A 16,196-nucleotide genomic window follows, 5' to 3' on the forward strand; every position below is an offset into this window, starting at 1 on the left:
AACACCTCTACTCTAGTTTCATTTGTCTTCACGCTCAACCAGGTGTTGCCAATGTTCGGGGTTGCGATATTTCACGGTCTGCAGATGTTCACAATATAAGACAAGCTCCCCTTCGTTCTTATACACCTCATAACTAACCTTAACTAGTCCCATTTCCTTGTACTTCGGCCTTTTCTCCATATGTGTCCGTACTGTATAGATCGTATCTCCGATAAATACGGGTTTGATAAAGCGCAGTCGATCATAGCCGTAACTAAATGTATGGATGTTGTTATGAGCCATCAGCCCTAATCCCATACTGAATACGAGTGCCCCGGCAACTAGTCTGCGCCCAAACAACCCTTCTTCTTGTGCAAAAATCTCATCAGCAACATAGGGATGCATATCCATGACCAGTGCATTAAACTGCATGCTTTCGCCTTCCGATATCGTACGACGAATGGAGCGCATCTTCTGCCCCACTTCAAACTCTTCATACATCCAGGTCTCAGTGTTGAATTGCCGAATATCTTGGTGCGGACGAGTTGGTTGTCCATTGTCGCTTACCATTATGACACCTCTATTCCTGGTACTACCAGAGTACCATAACCTACACTTACTTTAGCAGATGATCATGTACGGATCAACGAATTATTTCTATATCCCCGACATCAGTCGAACCTCCACCAGCGTCCCTACTCCTTCCTCCGATTAATGGAAGTGAACGGTGCTTATGCGCGGTTGTACAATGTGCAGAACCTATGAGCCTTTCGCCACCAAAAACGAAACAGCGGAGCCATGGACAAGAAAATAATGTCCTAGACTACCGCTGTTTGATTGAACTATCGTGGTAAGTACCTATAAGAGCTTTGAACTGATAGGACCGATTAGACTCACCACCGTGGCAACTTGTGCAACGTTGTTCAAACTATCAAAAAAAGCGCCGCCACCTGCCACCCCATCGAGTTCGTCATCCGATAGCTCTCTTCCGGACGCCAAAAACTGCCGTGCGAATTCCTCCGGGTTATTCTTGATCCATTCGAGAAATGCCGGGTCTTGCTCGGACTTGGAACGAATGTATTGCTCCAATTGCGCCTTTTGCTCTTCTGTCATGAGAGGAATACCTCCTTTAGAGTTTGAAGTCAATCGTCTGGATGTATCGTCTACACCTATTGTAACTGTCAAAGTCGCGTCCTGTATAGTGAAAAAATGAGCTGCTGCAGCTTGCTTCCGCCGGCAAAGGCCATGGAGAAGGCAGAAAACATAGAGGTCCCTTATACTGCAGGTCGAACGCTATGAGTAATTGTCATTTCCGGCTAACGATACAAGTTGTTGTCCTTCGGTTTGGTAAAATGTCGAAATAGCGGAATGTCGTTCTCTTTCGTCCCTCTTTTTGTACAAATATGCTAATATAGCGGACTCAGGTTCACCAAAGCCAAGTCAAACCGTCCGGTTCCCAAAAAAACCTCCTCTGGCGCAGACATTTCATTAGGAGCGTGGGGACCGCTGGCTATGGATTCCATCGGCTCTACATCCGGCTATTCCAAGCCTCGGTCAGCAGCTCGGTATTCATGCCCATGCCGGCCAATGCTCCCAACGAAGCGGCTGTTATCGCCTGATACAGTTCTGTTGCAGCGTCTCCGGCACTGTATACACCTGGTACATTCGTCTTACCGAAGGCATCTACGATAACGGTTCCTGCTCCAGTCATCTTACAGCCTAGTGCTTGAGGCAAGTCTGATCCTGCAGCCAGCTTCGGGGCAAAGAACATCCCGGTGCACGGAATGATGGAGCCGTCTTGCAGAACAACTTGCTCCACCATACCTTCGCTGGAATCGATACGCTCAATTGGGGAATCGAACACAGGAATGTGATGCTGCTTAAGCTCCTCGCGCTGTTCATCCGTCATTTCATCAGGCCCATCGGTGCAGATTGTATAATGACTCGTCCATCCGGACAGCATCTTGGCCATATGCAGCGCTCTTGCACCCTTGGCGATCAAGACAAGGGCTTGGTCTCTTAGTTCCCAGCCATCGCAATAAGGGCATACGAAGGCGCTTGTCCCATATACTTCGGTCAACCCGTTAATATCTAGAGGGAGGTCCTTCATCCCGACTGCAAAGAGTAGCTTCTTACACCGATAGGACTTGCCCTGTGCGGTCGTAATACGAAAATCACCATCCGTCCCGATCACCGTCACGGCTGTATCCGCCACAAACCGGACAGAGGGGTACGCGCTGATCTCCTCCACCGCAATTGTACGAAATTCGCCCGGAGCGATGCCGTCTCTGGTCAGAAAACCGTGTGACTCCCGAGTAACTCGGTTACGCGGACGCCCTTCGTCAAGTACCACTACGCTTTTCCTTGCTCTGCCTAGCACTAGCGCTGCATTCATACCCGCAGGCCCGCCGCCAATTATTCCTACATCACTCAGTTGTTCCACTATGATCACTCTCCTTGATTGTTAAAGGAAGCTGCATCCAGCACCGATTGGATCGTGTGCTGCTGTAAGTATTGATTCATCTGCAGCTCCGCCTCACACATGACCTTCTTAACCAGGCATTCCTTGCCACTCTGGTCAGGGGGATTCGACTCCACAGCTTCTGCTTCATAAAATAACTGATGCTTCTGCGTGTTCATATTGAAGCATTCATACAGCTGCTGTCGACCTTCGACAACCTGGATGACCTCTAAGAACGAAATTTGATCCGCCGCACGTGCAAGCTCGTAACCGCCACTCGCTCCCGTCACTGCACGTACGATGCCATCCTGACGCAGCTTCGACATGATTTTGGACAAGTAGCTCTCTGAAACTCCGAGCAGCGCGGATAATTCCTTAATTCCTACGTTGTGCCCGCGCTCCGAATGCGCTAAGTGAATTAAAGCATGTAGAGCATAACCCGTGCTCTTGGAAAATTGCATGAGATTCTTCTCCTCTCAGTACGTTATAATTAACATTATGGATCTGTAATATCCATTATAGACAAGTAGACTCCATAATTCAACCTGATTGTGCGCAAAATGACGATCTGAACGTCAAATACCCATGCAACAGACTAGACGTTAGTCTGCTCTATTGCATGGGTATGGCAGTAACAACTTGCTATTATCCGTTTAATGAATCGTGATTTGCCCTTGCTCGCCTACAGTCGCTTTAGCCTGCAAGATGTCGGTGAAGAATGTCAACGGCACGTACATCGTGCCTTCCTTATTAATCGCGGAGCCTTTCAGTGTAACAGCATCCTTCTTATTCAGGATATTGTCTTTCCCCTCGAATACCGTAAAGACCTGATCGCCCTGGATCAGTTCCACCGAACGGGTAGTCTCGTGCCACGTAAGGTTGAAGCCCAATCTCTCGCTCACGAAGCGCAGCGGAACCATAGTGAAGCCGTCCTGCTTATACGATTGGTCCGCATTCAAAACAATCGGCGGCACTGCAGGCTTCGTCTCATTACTCCCTCCATCGATCGGCGACAGGGCAATTCGGAATTCCGGCGTTCCTGTCGAGCCTGGTGCAATCGCATATTTGGGGAACACGATTACAACGTCGTCTCCTTCAACGTAGAACGATTGGGTTTCGGTAATGCCTTTGAAATCTCCCTTGAAATATTGATCCGGATTCGCGTTGATCTTGTCATTCACTTCCTTGTCCACGATCGCCTTGTAGTTGTCTCCCAACAAATCCTTCAGCGTAATACGTTTGGCTTCGGCCGTATCGAGGAAGCTATAGTTGTCGATCCGCGGACCCATTGTACCGCCTGTCGCGAGGTAGGTCACGATTGATAGGGACACCCGGTCCGCATTGGCCGCTCCTCCATTCGACTTCAACTCACCCTTGATGATCAGCTCGTAAGGACGAACCTCGAAGCCGCCTTTCTTCGCCACATCCGCAGCATCTAGTGCATTTTTCTTGGCGTTGTCCAGATCTTCCATCGCATGGCGTTCGATGATGTCGTTCAACTGTGCCTCATATTTGGCATCCTTCATGCCTTCCACGACCGGAATGCTCATTTTCACAAGCAATTCAGCACTCGTGGTGTTGATTTCTTTGGAAGAGAGCTTTACCGTACTTGATGGCTTAACCGCATTAGGAAGCGCGATCCGGAATTCAGGCGTTCCAGTCGAACCTGGAGCAATCGCATACTTGGGGAACACTACGACTACTTCATTGCCTTGCACATAGAACGACTGCGTTTCACTAATGCCCTTGAACTCGTCTTTGAAGTATTTGTCCGCGTTGGCCGCGATCTGGGTCTTCACTTCTTGGTCTACTATCGCTTTATAGTCTGCACCGAGTATATCCTGCAACGTAACTTGTTTCGCTTCGGCGTTGTCCAACACGTTGTACGTATCCACACGCGGATTACCCGTTCCGCCTGTCATCAAGTAAGTCGTAATCGTGAAGGAGATGCGGTCTGCATTCGACGTACCTCCATCCGCTTTCACATCCGCCTTCACGATCAGCTCGTAAGGACGAAAGGTGAAGCCGGCTGCTTTCGCATGGTCTGCTGCCTCCTTGGCTTCCTTCTTGGCGTTATCCAATTCTTCCATGGCGTGACGTTCGATACTATCATTCAATTGCGCTTCATACTTCGCATCCTTCATTCCGGACACGACCGGTATCCCCATCTTCACAATCAGCTCTGCACTCTCTGACTTGACTTCCTTATTCACGATCTTGATAGCGGTACTATGGTTAGAAATAGCAGCAGAGATGGGAACAGCGGTTACGGGTCCAGGTGCTACATCCGCGTAAGCAAGCTGTGCGCTGAAAACGAATCCTGCCATACCTAGCGTTAACATTTTGAACGATTTTCTCATGATTGCCTCCTTGACTAGTTGTGTGTCGAATATACTGCGCATGCCGCAAGCTATGTATCTCTAGTTCTTCCTCATTGTAGCAATGCCTGTCCAGTATTTGGTTACAAAGGGGTTACAGTCTGAATACAAAGCCGTCTCCCCCTACTGGTTGAAAAATCAAAGGTTGTTTATACTGGGAGTGATACATATTTCGGGGAGGCGATTGTAGTGATAACCAGGACCGTTGGACGATTAGGCCACAATAGCACGGTGCTTATGTTCGGAGCAGCAAGCCTTGGAGCCGTTACGCAGGAGGAAGCAGACCGTTCTATTCAATTCGCATTGGACAACGGGCTCAACCATTTCGACACAGCGGCTAGCTACGGAGAAGCAGAGTTGAGGATGGGGCCATGGATGCCGAAGATTCGGAATAGCATCTTCCTGGCAACCAAGACCGGCGAACGTTCCAAGGAGCTAGCGAAGGCCCAGCTCTACCGCTCACTGGAGAAGCTGCAGACCGACCGAATTGACCTCATCCAATTGCACGCTGTTGGAGACATGGATAATCTGAATCTCTGTACGGGTAAAAGCGGTGCGTTGGAAGCCCTGATTGAGGCCAAGGACGAAGGGATTGTCGGAGGAATCGGGATTACAGGACACGGCCACCTCGCGCCAGTCATACATAGGGAAGCACTGAAACGGTTTCCGTTCGATACCGTGCTGCTTCCGCTGAACTATTACTTGTACTCGCTACCGGAGTACCGTCATGAATTCGATCTATTCATGGAGGAGGCTGCGACACAAGGGGCTGCGGTGCGGATTATCAAGGCTGTTGCCAAAGGTCCCTGGGCAGAAAATCAATCCCGTCCGTACGCCACATGGTATGAACCGTTCGACCAACAGCAAGTGATTGACGCTTGTGTGCATTTCGTCCTCTCTTTCCCAGGTGTCACGGGATTCGCCAGCGCGGGTGATGTGCATTTGTTCCCGAAGATCGTCGACGCCACGAACCGTTATGGCAGCATGAACAAGGAGGAAGCAGACCGAATATTGCAGGGTATCAGCGGTTATGCGAGTCCTTTCGAAGCACCGACCTCCATTTGACCGAACAATTGAAACTATTTGAACTTTTTCACGAAACCTCCAGTCTAATTGGACAAGGAGGTTTCCGCATTTTCCCGAAAAGTTGTCTTGCTTGGGACTGTAGAGTCTTGTGGCTCCAACCCTTCTGCCGAACATGAATAAACTCGCAGCCGTTGATAGGAATATAATCCCATGAAGTAGACCGAAAGTATGAATTCCTTTAAGAGGGTGGTCAATTCGTTGACCACCCTTTATAATTTCATCAAGGCCTGTTTGATTACAACTTACATACATGTCTTGTACTCAATATCCATGCAATCAGGAGGTGAACCTTCGAGCGGAGCATAACCAGAAACGAAGAATATGGAGGAAAGGGATTGATTCATTTGAATCGTAAAGCGCTTTCATTATTTCTGAGTATTGTACTGGTCTTGTCCTTCTTGCAACCTGTCTTGTTGAATACAACCTCCGCTTCGGCGGAAGGAGTGGGAGATCCGTTCGTGATGCCGGATACGACAGTGTATTCGTTCAGCACGCAACCTGGCAATCGGATCGTTTCACCCATAGGCGACCTTAATGCAGCTCCGAGGGTCACGAAGGCGACGTATGGCCTGACCATTCAGACGACGACGGTCAATCCGTCCCGTTCGTTCGAGTTCACGGTAGCCGAATCCGGAACCTATATCGTCAAGCTGGGCGGCATGACCGCGACGAACTGCGGCACGGCAAAAGTCAGCGTCGATGACGCGGTTTATTCGGACTATAGCTTCTATAGCATTAACGGACAGTACCCGCGTGCGGATCTCTATGTAGAGCAGCTTCCACTAACGGCGGGACGGCATACGCTCACCTTGACCCTGAAGAGTCCCGGGAACGGCGCGGGCAACGGAACTGGCACGACATTGCTGCCGAATCGGCTTACATTGACGAATACGTCGGCCGTCATGAACAGCAAGACGCGGGCCACCTACTATACCCCGGCCAAGGTAGCGGCAGCGAGACAGAACGTTCAACAGTACGACTGGGCAGCTACCTTGAAGAATGGTGTCGTGGCGAAGGCCGACGAATATGTCACCTTGGGCTATGAAGGGATTTGGAATCTCGTGCCGACGCAGGCCATACCCCGAAGCTACAATACGAATCAGCTGACGGGCAATCTTAGTCCGGTCTCAGGTGATTTGAAGACATTCGGCAATTATCCTTGGAAGGCCGACCCGCTGAAAACCCCCTGGAAAATCGAAGACCCGGCGAGCGGCTATAAATTCCCAACGAACGATTTCCCCGCCTACTACAGGAGCGGGCTCGATACTCACGGGAATTTCAACCCAGCGCTGGCGGATCGCAGCCTATTGGTGAACACGCTCTACCCAGAGAAAGGCCCGACATGGGGCGTGGATGACGGGTATGGGTGGGTCGATCCTGTAACGAATATGCGGTATACGTTCGTAGCATATTACGCCCACTGGTTCGCCTGGTACAGCACCGGGGTCATCAACAACGCGATCAATGTGCTGCAAAACGCTTATATTTATACCGGCGAGGAGAAGTATGCTCGTACTGGAGCCGTGCTGCTGGATCGGATCGCCGACGTATACCCGGCTATGGATACCGCGCAGTTCGATCGCAACGTCTATGTGAACTCGCACGGCGGAACGGGCGATGGCAAGGTGGTAGGCTCGATCTGGGAGACGGGGCTCGTCAAAGGGTTCATTAGCGCATACGATGCCTTCTTCCAGACGTATGACAATCCCGAAGTCATCGCCTTCCTGGTATCCAAGGGCGCCCAATACGACTTGCCTCTGAAGACGTCCGGCTCACAGATTCGCCGGAATATTGAAGATGGCATCCTGCGTCAAGTGATGCCTGGCATGTACTGGGATCAGATTCGCGGCAACAATGGCTTCCACCAGAGTGCGCTGGCCATGGCAGCGGTCGTGCACGACACGATGCCGGAGACCAAATCTTGGCTCGATTACACGTTCCAGCCAGGATCGTTCATCAACTCCATCCCGCGTCGGATTACCGGCGGCAACATCCTGTTCAGCATGGTGAACGACGTCGACCGGGACGGCAACGGGAACGAAGCGGGTCCGGGCTACAATCGCTTATGGCTGAACACGTATTCCGTCGTAGCCGATGTCTTGGAGGGCTATGACAAGTACCCAGCCGCCGATCTATACAACAATGTGAAGTTCCGCTCGATGTATCAGGCGATCTATCCGCTCGTCATGCTCGGTAAGTATACGCCCTCCATCGGCGACAGTGGGACGACCGGACAGCCGGGCGTGCTCGTCGACTTGGCCCAGTCGGTCAAGGCGTTCGAGAAGTACGGAGACGCCATCTACGCACAACTGGCCTACGTTCTGAATGGCAATAAGACAGATGGGCTCCATTCCACCGTCTTCACGGCGAATCCGGAGCAGGTAGCGGACGATATCGAGGCGGTCATTCGGGACCATGGACCACTCGACCTAAGCAGCGTGAACATGACAGGTTATGGCTTCGCTGGCTTGCGAGACGGCTTACCGTCGACCCCAGCACTAGGAACCCCTGATACGCGCCGGGGCACCTGGATGTACTATGGCCGTACGAGTGGACATGGTCACCGAGATATGCTGAATCTGGGCTTTTACAGCTTCGGCCTCGACCTTCTGCCGGACCTAGGATATCCGGAGCAAGCGAACGCCACCGACGTGAACCGATTCGAGTGGGTGAGCAATACGATCAGCCACAACACGGTCATGGTGGACAAGAAGAAGCAGCTTCCGATCTGGGACGGCAAGCCCAAGCATTACGACGATAGCTCCATGGTGAAGCTGATCGATGTGAATGCGCCGGAAGCGTACGGGAACACCCAACTCTACAATCGCACTTCGGCGATGGTGCGAGTGGACGATGTCAATTCTTACGTGGTCGATTTCTTCCGCGTTCAAGGCGGTAACGATCATCACTTCAGCTTCCATGCCACTGAGGGACCTGTCACCGCGGAAGGACTGACGTTAACGCCGCAGCCGACAGGTACGTATGCGGGGCCGGATGTGGAGTTCGGCAGGCGTCCGATGAATGACAGCGTGACCGGCAGCGGGTATATGGGCTCCGGGTTCCATTGGCTGAAGAACGTGGAGCGGGACAACGACCCCGGCACCAAATTCAGCGTGAACTGGGATGTCGTCGATACTTGGCATGCGCTGCCGATGCCGCAAGACATTCATGTGAAGCTGACGATGCTGGGCGATGTCGACGATGTGGCGCTCGCGGACGGGGTACCGCCTCAGAACAAGCCGGGCAATCCGGAGAGCGTCAAATACATGATCGCCCATCGGGCGGGGACGAATTTGTCCAGCACGTTCACTTCCATCATGGAGCCGTACAAGGACAATCCGCTCATCCGCAACATCTCTGAAGCAGCTGTTACCTCTGCCAACCAAAGTGCGATCGATGCGAATCGAGTTCGCGCGGTTAAGGTGGAGCTCATGAATGGACGTACGGATTATATCGTAAGCTCCCAGGATCCGATGGTACCTTACATCGTAGACGGACTGATCCGTTTCCAGGGTGCTTTCGGGGTCTTCTCGGAGAAGGATGGTCAGCCGGTCTACACGTATGCACATGACAGCGCTTATATCGGCAAGATTGGGAGCACCTACCGGAATGAGGGGGTCGACCGTCTGCAAGGGACGGTAGAGAGCTTCACTCAGGGGCTATCCCTAGACAACAAGCTAACGGTCCAGATGGATCTGCAAGGGATCGCACCTCATAGCCTGGTAGGAACGATGGTCGATGTGCAAAATGACGGCAAACGCAATGCGGCCTATACGATCGAAGGCGTTCGGGAGATCAGGAGTGGAGTGTACGAGCTTGATCTGGGTGACACTACCTTGATTCGTTCCTACGCTAGCACCACGGATTTGAACCAAGGATTCATCTATGACGTGGCCGTCGGAGCAGCCGTCACGATACCGCTGACGCGGCAGCAGCAATGGCTGGCCGAGGTGAGGATCGTCTCGCCCAAGACGGAGTTCACGAAGAACGAGACCGCCGATTTGGTAGTCCAAGGCTATTATGCCGATGGTACGCCTGTCGATCTGAGTGGGAATGATTACAAGATCGAGAGCAATTATCCGAACATCGCCAATGTGAATGAACAGGATCGCCTGAAAGCGCACAATAAGGGAACGGCCACGCTATCGGTGAGCATCACATTGAATGGCATTAGTCGAGAAGGGCGACTTCCGATTACTGTGAAATAATGAAATACGGGAGTATAGTGAGACCTGGGCTGCTTATGATAAGCCCAGGTCTCTTTATACTCACAAAGGGGTTACAGTCCGAGACACAGCGGCTAGCTACGGGGAAGCAGAATTGAGGATAGGGCCATAGATGCCAAGGGTTCAGAGCGGCTGTTGCCAAAGGTCCCTGGGCAGAAAATCAATCCCGTCCGTACCCCACCTGGTATGAACCGTTTGACCAACAGCAACCGAATTCGGTGTATCGACCCAATCCTGGTAATACCGACTGCAAAAAATGTATACGCTGCGGAAATCGTCAGTTTCCATCCATCCAGAACAAGCTATACTTGGAGTAAACCATCGACAACAAGCTGATCTACGAAAGGGGTCATCCTTATGGAATTGCAATACTTCGACTGTCATGCACAGGTAGGGAAATTCGGATACAAACATCCGGCGCACCTTTGGAGAACGGAAGACATTCTGATGGAAATGGAGCGCTGCGGGATAGCAGGAGCATTGGTCTACCATGGAATGGCCAAATCGCATTCCCCGGTCTACGGCAATCGCCTGCTCACGCATGAAGTGGGCAAAAGCCCCCGTCTATTCGGGTGCCATGTCGTACTTCCCCATCATCTCGGCGATTTCCCTTCTCCGCAAGAAACGGTACAACAGATGAGAGATCAGGGAATTCGCGCCGCCAAGATGTTCCCGATTACCCACAAGTTTGATCCCAATGAACGAACGCTTGGCCCTTTGCTTACTGCTCTGGAAGAGGCGGGGATCCCGCTCTTGATTGACGGGGCTGAGATAACATTCGACCAACTCGGCGGGATCCTGTTGCATCATCCTAAGTTAGCCACGGTGCTAACAGGGCAACCATGGAGTCAGGAACGCCGGTTATTCCCACTCATGGATGAGTTCGAAGGGCTGCATATCGAGTTGTCAACGTTGCAGGCTAACGCCTTCATCGAGGTGGCCTACGAGCGATACGGGGCCCGGCGTCTCTTGTTCGGAAGTGGGATGCCGTACAAAAGTGTTGGGGCGGCAAGGGCATTCGTCGACTACGCACAAATTCCGCTTGATGCGAAACAGTTGACAGCTAGCGGTAATCTGAAGCGGCTGCTTCAGCTCGAGCTTCCTGCAGTCGCGCCGCCGGATTGTGACGAAATCGTCATCCAAGCCTCACAAGGCAAGCCCATTACAGCGGTCCAAGTGCTTGACTCCCACACCCATCTGATCGAAGATGGCGGGGCTACTGGCAGCGGGATGCCGATGCTGCGTGCCGATATTGATTCGATGATTGCCACATACCGCTCTCTCGGTATCCGCCGAATGACGATTGCTCCCTGGGTCGGAATAAACGGAGGGGATGCGGAGGCTGGAAATGAGGTCGCAGAGGAGACGATCCGGCGCTATCCGGAAGAGGTAATCGGATTCGTCCGAATCGATCCCAACTATACGACACATATTGAGGCAGAAGCACGTAAGTGGCATGTGGACAAGCGATTTAAAGGCATGAAGCCGTATTACTTCAGCTCGCGCACGGACTACACCGCCCCAGTCTACGAGCCGTGGTGGCGTCTGGGCAATGAGTTGCGATTGTTCGCGTTGGTCGACCCAGGGCTGGTAGCGGATCAAGAGTACTTAAGGCAAATCGACGAACTCGCGCAGCGCTATCCGGAAGTTAACCTGTTCATGGATCATGCCGGTCGAAGCTACGAAATTGCCGAACAATACGCCGGGATCGCCAAAAAGCATAACAATGTTACCCTTCAACTAACCTACACGACCGTAACGTTGGGCGTAATTGAATATTTGGTCCAGCAAGTTGGTGCTGATAAAATCTTGTTCGGCACCGATTCGCCGATGAGGGACCCTCGTCCGCAAGTTGGCTGGCTCGCTTATGCGAATATTACATTCGAGGAGAAGCAAAAAATATTCGGAGGAAACTTCCAGCGAATCTTGGACAGATGCTTAATCTAAGACATATGATCAGAACGAGCTGGTACAATCGTCTGCTTCTTTCCTATTTGCCGGTATTCCTGGCCATTTCCGTTAGCTTGAGCACCATTGCTTTTCTTGTGATCAGCGAAATATCCAAGAAAGCGACGTTAAGTTCCAATGAAGTGCTGACACGCAATATTATGCAGCATCTCGATAACTCGTTGAGTAATGTGGAGTCTGTTCTGCAGAGTGCCATCAACAAAAACAAAGTATTGACCGAGTTCTTCACACAAACCGATACGACTTCCCATACCGAGCAGTTGCACGCTGCGCTTGAACTTATACAATTGATGGCGAACACCCCTCTGATCGATTCCATTTATTTGTACAGACCCATGGATGACGCCATTGTTACTCCTACTACAACAACCCAACTACCCTCGTTTGGAGATGCCGACTATCTTCGGAAAGCCAAGACAAGTCTGGATCCATTCGTATGGGAAGGGCCAAGAATGTACCGGGAGTGCACCGACGGATGTGAGAATCGGAATGTGGTCTCTTTGGTAAGAGCCGCTTACTTAAGTTCAAAGGTATTGATGGTCGTTAATGTCCGAACTACCTCCTTACAGCAGTTGGTCTTACAAATGACCGCTCTGGACCCGAGCCGGATCCAACTCACAGATGCAATCGGCCGACCCATCTTAACTGATGCTGTAATGGGAAGCGGTACTTATCACCCACTTGATACCGGTGGCAAGTTAACATCGAGTTATACGGGTTGGACACTTTACTCGAACATTTACCCCAATCAATTGTTCTACTTTGTATCCAATTTGTTTTATTTCTGGGTCGTGCTGGCCGTTGCGGTGATTATTATTGGCATTGTTTGGATCGTGCATATTTCCAGAAGACAGTACCAGCCTGTGGAAACGATCCTGAAGGAAATTGGCCGTGAGTTTCCGCGCGTTCAGGAAGACCAACCGGATTCAACCCGTGATGATTTCATGTACATCCAATCTACTTTACGTCACTTGGTAGCTAGCTCCCAGCAGCTTCAGACTGAGAATAAAGAGAATTACGTCTTTCGCAAGCAGTTTTTATTCCAAGAACTGATGAATGGCCACTACTCCCTCTATCACAACAACACCCGAGTGGAATTGGAACGTCTCCGTCTGAACGAAGATAACGTAGGGTTTCTTGTTGTTCTTATTGAGATCGATGACTATGGACAATTCGAGGACACGTTCCCGCCACGGGATCAGGAGTTATTCAAATTGGCACTTAAAAGTGTGGTTGTGGATATCGCCGATCAGAATCATACCCCTGTCTGGGTGGAATGGCTGGATCGGCACCGGCTTGGCGTGCTATATCCATCCTTCGCGGGAACCGTTGAACTGCAGACGGAACAATTGTGCGAGAAGATTCGTTCATGGGTCGAGCAGCAGCTAAAGTTTACGGTGACGATTGGAATAGGGAGTACCGTGTACCAAGTTGAGCAAATTGCCGAATCCTATCTTTCAGCATGCAAATCGGTGAACTATAAAGCATCCTTGGGTAACAACCGCATCATTGAGTTCACGGAGTTGAATCACCCGGAAGGTGAAATGTTTCGTCAACTGAACCGCGTTCGCTTAGTCGCTCAATTGTTCCGCCAAGGGAATTCCGAATGGGAGAGCCACTCCCGCGAGGTGTATGAGGAATTGCGAAAGCAGTTATTTTCCAAAGACGACTTACACAACCTGTTCCATTATTTGATCTACCACCTTCACAAGGAAACGACCGAGCTGGCGCCAAATTTGCAAGAGATATGGACCCAACATGCGTATCCGGGTCTACATGACGTCATTCGAACAGTCGATACGCTTGAAGACATGTATCCACGATTCGAGGAGATATTGAAAGAAGCTTCGTCCCGAATGCAGGCAATCCGTCAGGATGATAACCACTTTCAATTCATTCAAAAGGTAAAGCGGTATATCGAAGAACATTATGCGGATCCGGACCTCTCGCTTACCCAGATTAGCGCGGCATTCGAACTAAGTCCGAGTTATCTGAGCCGCTTGTTCAAGGAAGAACTGGGAGAGAAGTTTATCGATTATGTCACGCAAGTGCGTATCGATCGCTCTGTTCGCCTGTTGAAACAAACGAGCGATTCCATACAGGACATCGCTGGCAAGGTCGGCTATGTAAATTCGGTTACCTTTATCCGCGTGTTCAAGAAAGTCATGGGCGACACTCCGGGGAATTATAGAAAGAAGTGACCTCATGCTCTTTTACTACGAAGCAGCCCCAGAATTACGATTCGTCGTAATACTGGGGCTGCTGTCGGTTATAGTGCTCCGTTACTTGATAATGCCGGCTTCCCGCATTTGTGATTCATAAGCATCGAAGATGAGCTGCCCTTTATATTTGGTCATGATTTCATCGCGATACTGCGGCCAATTTTTGCCGGATTTGTCTTCGAAAATCATTTTCACTTGAAGTTCTTTTTGTCGGGTCCGGAATGCGCCGAGATCCACGTTAGCCGGTGGAGTGAGACCAGCACCAACATTCGGCCGTACAGGAATACTGGTGACGAATTTGTAAATTTCGCGGTCACGATCGGATTCGCGAGAATCGATCAATTGCAGACCGAACACTTCCGCCGTATCCGGGGTGAAGAAACTCCAGATGTCTAGGAAGTTCCCACGCTTGCCAATGTCCGCGTCGCGTGCCTCCAGGTTGAGGGTAATCGTATTATTCCCTTTGCGCGTATAATGTTTACCCGCAACCCCGTAATGCGTAAGCAGGAATCCTTCCTCGCTGGATAACCAATCGAGAATCTGCACGGCGCGTTTCAGCTTCTCTGGATTTTTATCGGCCGCATTCTTCGAGAACAGGAAAGGAGAACCTGCAGAGGGAGCAGTCCGCAAAGCCGCTTGACCGAGTGGGTTGAAGGGTACCCAATTTGCTTTCGGATCAATGGACTTGCTCATGTTCTGCAAGCTTTGAGGATTGGAATCGTAAGCGAAATCTTTGCTGTCCGATAGAACGACGCCGACTTTTCCGCGAGACGCCTTGTCGTAATGCGAAGTGCCTTTATTCAGGAACCAGTCCGGATCAACCACCCCTTCATTGATCACCTTGAGGATATCATCTGCCACCTGCTGTATCCGGATGTCAGTTTGCATATCAATATACTTGTTATTTTCCATAAAAGAAGGGAACGTCAGACCGTTCTTGATATATTCCGGCCAATCAAGCGTAATGGAAGTGCCCGCAGCCGCCGTTGAGAATCCATAAGTATCTTTCTTGCCGTTGCCGTCCGGATCCTCATTCGTGAAAGCCCGAAGGGCGTTGAAATATTCACCGTAGTTGGTAGGCACCTTTAGCCCCAACTTGTCCAACCAGTCCTTGCGGATATAGTAGGAACGATATACATTGCGATTGTACGGCAACGGGGCCCGGATGAATTTATTCTGGATTTGATATAGCTTTAATTCGTCCTGCGTAATCCAATATTTAAAATAATTCGGCATCGTTGTCGGAGAAACATAGGACGTCATATCCGCCAAAATACCGTCTAAAGCATATTTGTTTCCACCGTCCCCATTGTAGTCCCTCCACATATCCGGTAAATCGTTAGCGCCAATTAACGCATTAATCTTGTTCACATAATCGTTGCCAGGCGCCATATAAGTGACTTTCAAATCGACATTGAACTTATCTTCGATCGCCTTGCGGACGAAGTCCTGCGAAGAATCCTGAGGCAGATTGGAACTGGCCGAACTGGCGTTGATGAACATGGAGAGCGACAGTCTTTCCTGCTTCGCCCCCTTACTATCGTCAGACGAGCTTGGATCAGCCTTCTTCGTGTCATTCGAGCAAGCGGTTACAACTAGTACCATAACGATCCATACGGCAAGCATCATTTTAGCATGCTTCAATTTAGAAACCCCTCCAGTTTAGTAAATCTTCTCGGGTGCACCCTTGCCATCAGTATGAGGCTGGTCTACCCTATTGGAAATAGTTCATTTTGCACCGGTATACAAATTCCACACAGCCTCCAAAACAATGAAAATCACAAAATCCGTAAGTAGGAAAGTTAATTCAAGTAGGCTCCAATATCATCGACCCAGAGTGTTCCACCGATTACAGACGAATTGTCGTGCGTGATAC

10 protein-coding genes are annotated in these 16,196 nt (G+C 50.6%); 4 read left to right on the forward strand and 6 right to left on the reverse strand.

What is annotated here, in order from left to right:
• Positions 1 to 18 precede the first annotated feature (18 nt).
• From AC1DWB_RS01975 to AC1DWB_RS01995, 5 genes are all read right to left on the reverse strand, one after another.
• Positions 19 to 549 carry a MaoC family dehydratase gene (locus AC1DWB_RS01975; protein WP_477539344.1) on the reverse strand — a complete coding sequence of 177 codons (531 nt, stop codon included), beginning with the start codon at positions 547 to 549 and terminating at the stop codon, positions 19 to 21.
• A 288-nt stretch (positions 550 to 837) separates the two neighbouring features.
• A complete protein-coding gene (locus AC1DWB_RS01980; protein ID WP_477539345.1) occupies positions 838 to 1,092 on the reverse strand; it encodes a hypothetical protein in 255 nt (84 codons plus the stop codon).
• A 415-nt stretch (positions 1,093 to 1,507) separates the two neighbouring features.
• Entirely contained in the window at positions 1,508 to 2,422 is a 915-nt protein-coding gene (locus tag AC1DWB_RS01985) for an NAD(P)/FAD-dependent oxidoreductase (RefSeq protein WP_477539346.1), read from the reverse strand.
• Between the two features lie 5 nt (positions 2,423 to 2,427).
• On the reverse strand, positions 2,428 to 2,901 hold the full coding sequence (locus AC1DWB_RS01990) for an RrF2 family transcriptional regulator (protein ID WP_477539347.1): 474 nt from the start codon (positions 2,899 to 2,901) through the stop codon (positions 2,428 to 2,430).
• Between the two features lie 192 nt (positions 2,902 to 3,093).
• Positions 3,094 to 4,800 carry a DUF3298 domain-containing protein gene (locus AC1DWB_RS01995; RefSeq protein WP_477539348.1) on the reverse strand — a complete coding sequence of 569 codons (1,707 nt, stop codon included), beginning with the start codon at positions 4,798 to 4,800 and terminating at the stop codon, positions 3,094 to 3,096.
• A gap of 207 nt (positions 4,801 to 5,007) precedes the next feature.
• On the opposite strand from AC1DWB_RS01995, the gene AC1DWB_RS02000 reads away from it, so the two are divergent.
• The 4 genes from AC1DWB_RS02000 to AC1DWB_RS02015 all read left to right on the forward strand — a co-directional run bounded on the left by AC1DWB_RS02000 (position 5,008) and on the right by AC1DWB_RS02015 (position 14,299).
• Entirely contained in the window at positions 5,008 to 5,883 is an 876-nt protein-coding gene (locus AC1DWB_RS02000) for an aldo/keto reductase (RefSeq protein ID WP_477539349.1), read from the forward strand.
• Positions 5,884 to 6,239: 356 nt separating this feature from the next.
• Positions 6,240 to 10,112 (forward strand): heparinase II/III domain-containing protein, encoded by a 3,873-nt coding sequence (locus AC1DWB_RS02005; protein WP_477539350.1) that lies wholly within the window; start codon positions 6,240 to 6,242, stop codon positions 10,110 to 10,112.
• Positions 10,113 to 10,487: 375 nt separating this feature from the next.
• Positions 10,488 to 12,077 carry an amidohydrolase family protein gene (locus tag AC1DWB_RS02010; RefSeq protein ID WP_477539351.1) on the forward strand — a complete coding sequence of 530 codons (1,590 nt, stop codon included), beginning with the start codon at positions 10,488 to 10,490 and terminating at the stop codon, positions 12,075 to 12,077.
• On the forward strand, positions 12,065 to 14,299 hold the full coding sequence (locus AC1DWB_RS02015; RefSeq protein ID WP_477539352.1) for a helix-turn-helix domain-containing protein: 2,235 nt from the start codon (positions 12,065 to 12,067) through the stop codon (positions 14,297 to 14,299). The genes AC1DWB_RS02010 and AC1DWB_RS02015 overlap by 13 nt, the downstream gene beginning before the upstream one ends.
• 81 nt (positions 14,300 to 14,380) lie before the next feature.
• Here AC1DWB_RS02015 and AC1DWB_RS02020 read toward each other — a convergent pair whose 3' ends face one another.
• The gene (locus AC1DWB_RS02020; RefSeq protein WP_477539353.1) at positions 14,381 to 15,964 is read right to left on the reverse strand and encodes a type 2 periplasmic-binding domain-containing protein; all 1,584 of its coding nucleotides are present in this window, start codon (positions 15,962 to 15,964) and stop codon (positions 14,381 to 14,383) included.
• Positions 15,965 to 16,196: the final 232 nt, after the last annotated feature.

This window comes from Paenibacillus sp. P4_E11 (genome assembly GCF_056401635.1).

Coding starts and splice junctions, on each gene's coding strand:
- AC1DWB_RS01995 (WP_477539348.1), bottom strand. CDS start 4,800: ATGAGAAAATCGTTCAAAATGTTAACGCTAGGTATGGCAGGATTCGTT.
- AC1DWB_RS01990 (WP_477539347.1), bottom strand. CDS start 2,901: ATGCAATTTTCCAAGAGCACGGGTTATGCTCTACATGCTTTAATTCAC.
- AC1DWB_RS01980 (WP_477539345.1), bottom strand. CDS start 1,092: ATGACAGAAGAGCAAAAGGCGCAATTGGAGCAATACATTCGTTCCAAG.
- AC1DWB_RS02010 (WP_477539351.1), top strand. CDS start 10,488: ATGGAATTGCAATACTTCGACTGTCATGCACAGGTAGGGAAATTCGGA.
- AC1DWB_RS01975 (WP_477539344.1), bottom strand. CDS start 549: ATGGTAAGCGACAATGGACAACCAACTCGTCCGCACCAAGATATTCGG.
- AC1DWB_RS02015 (WP_477539352.1), top strand. CDS start 12,065: ATGCTTAATCTAAGACATATGATCAGAACGAGCTGGTACAATCGTCTG.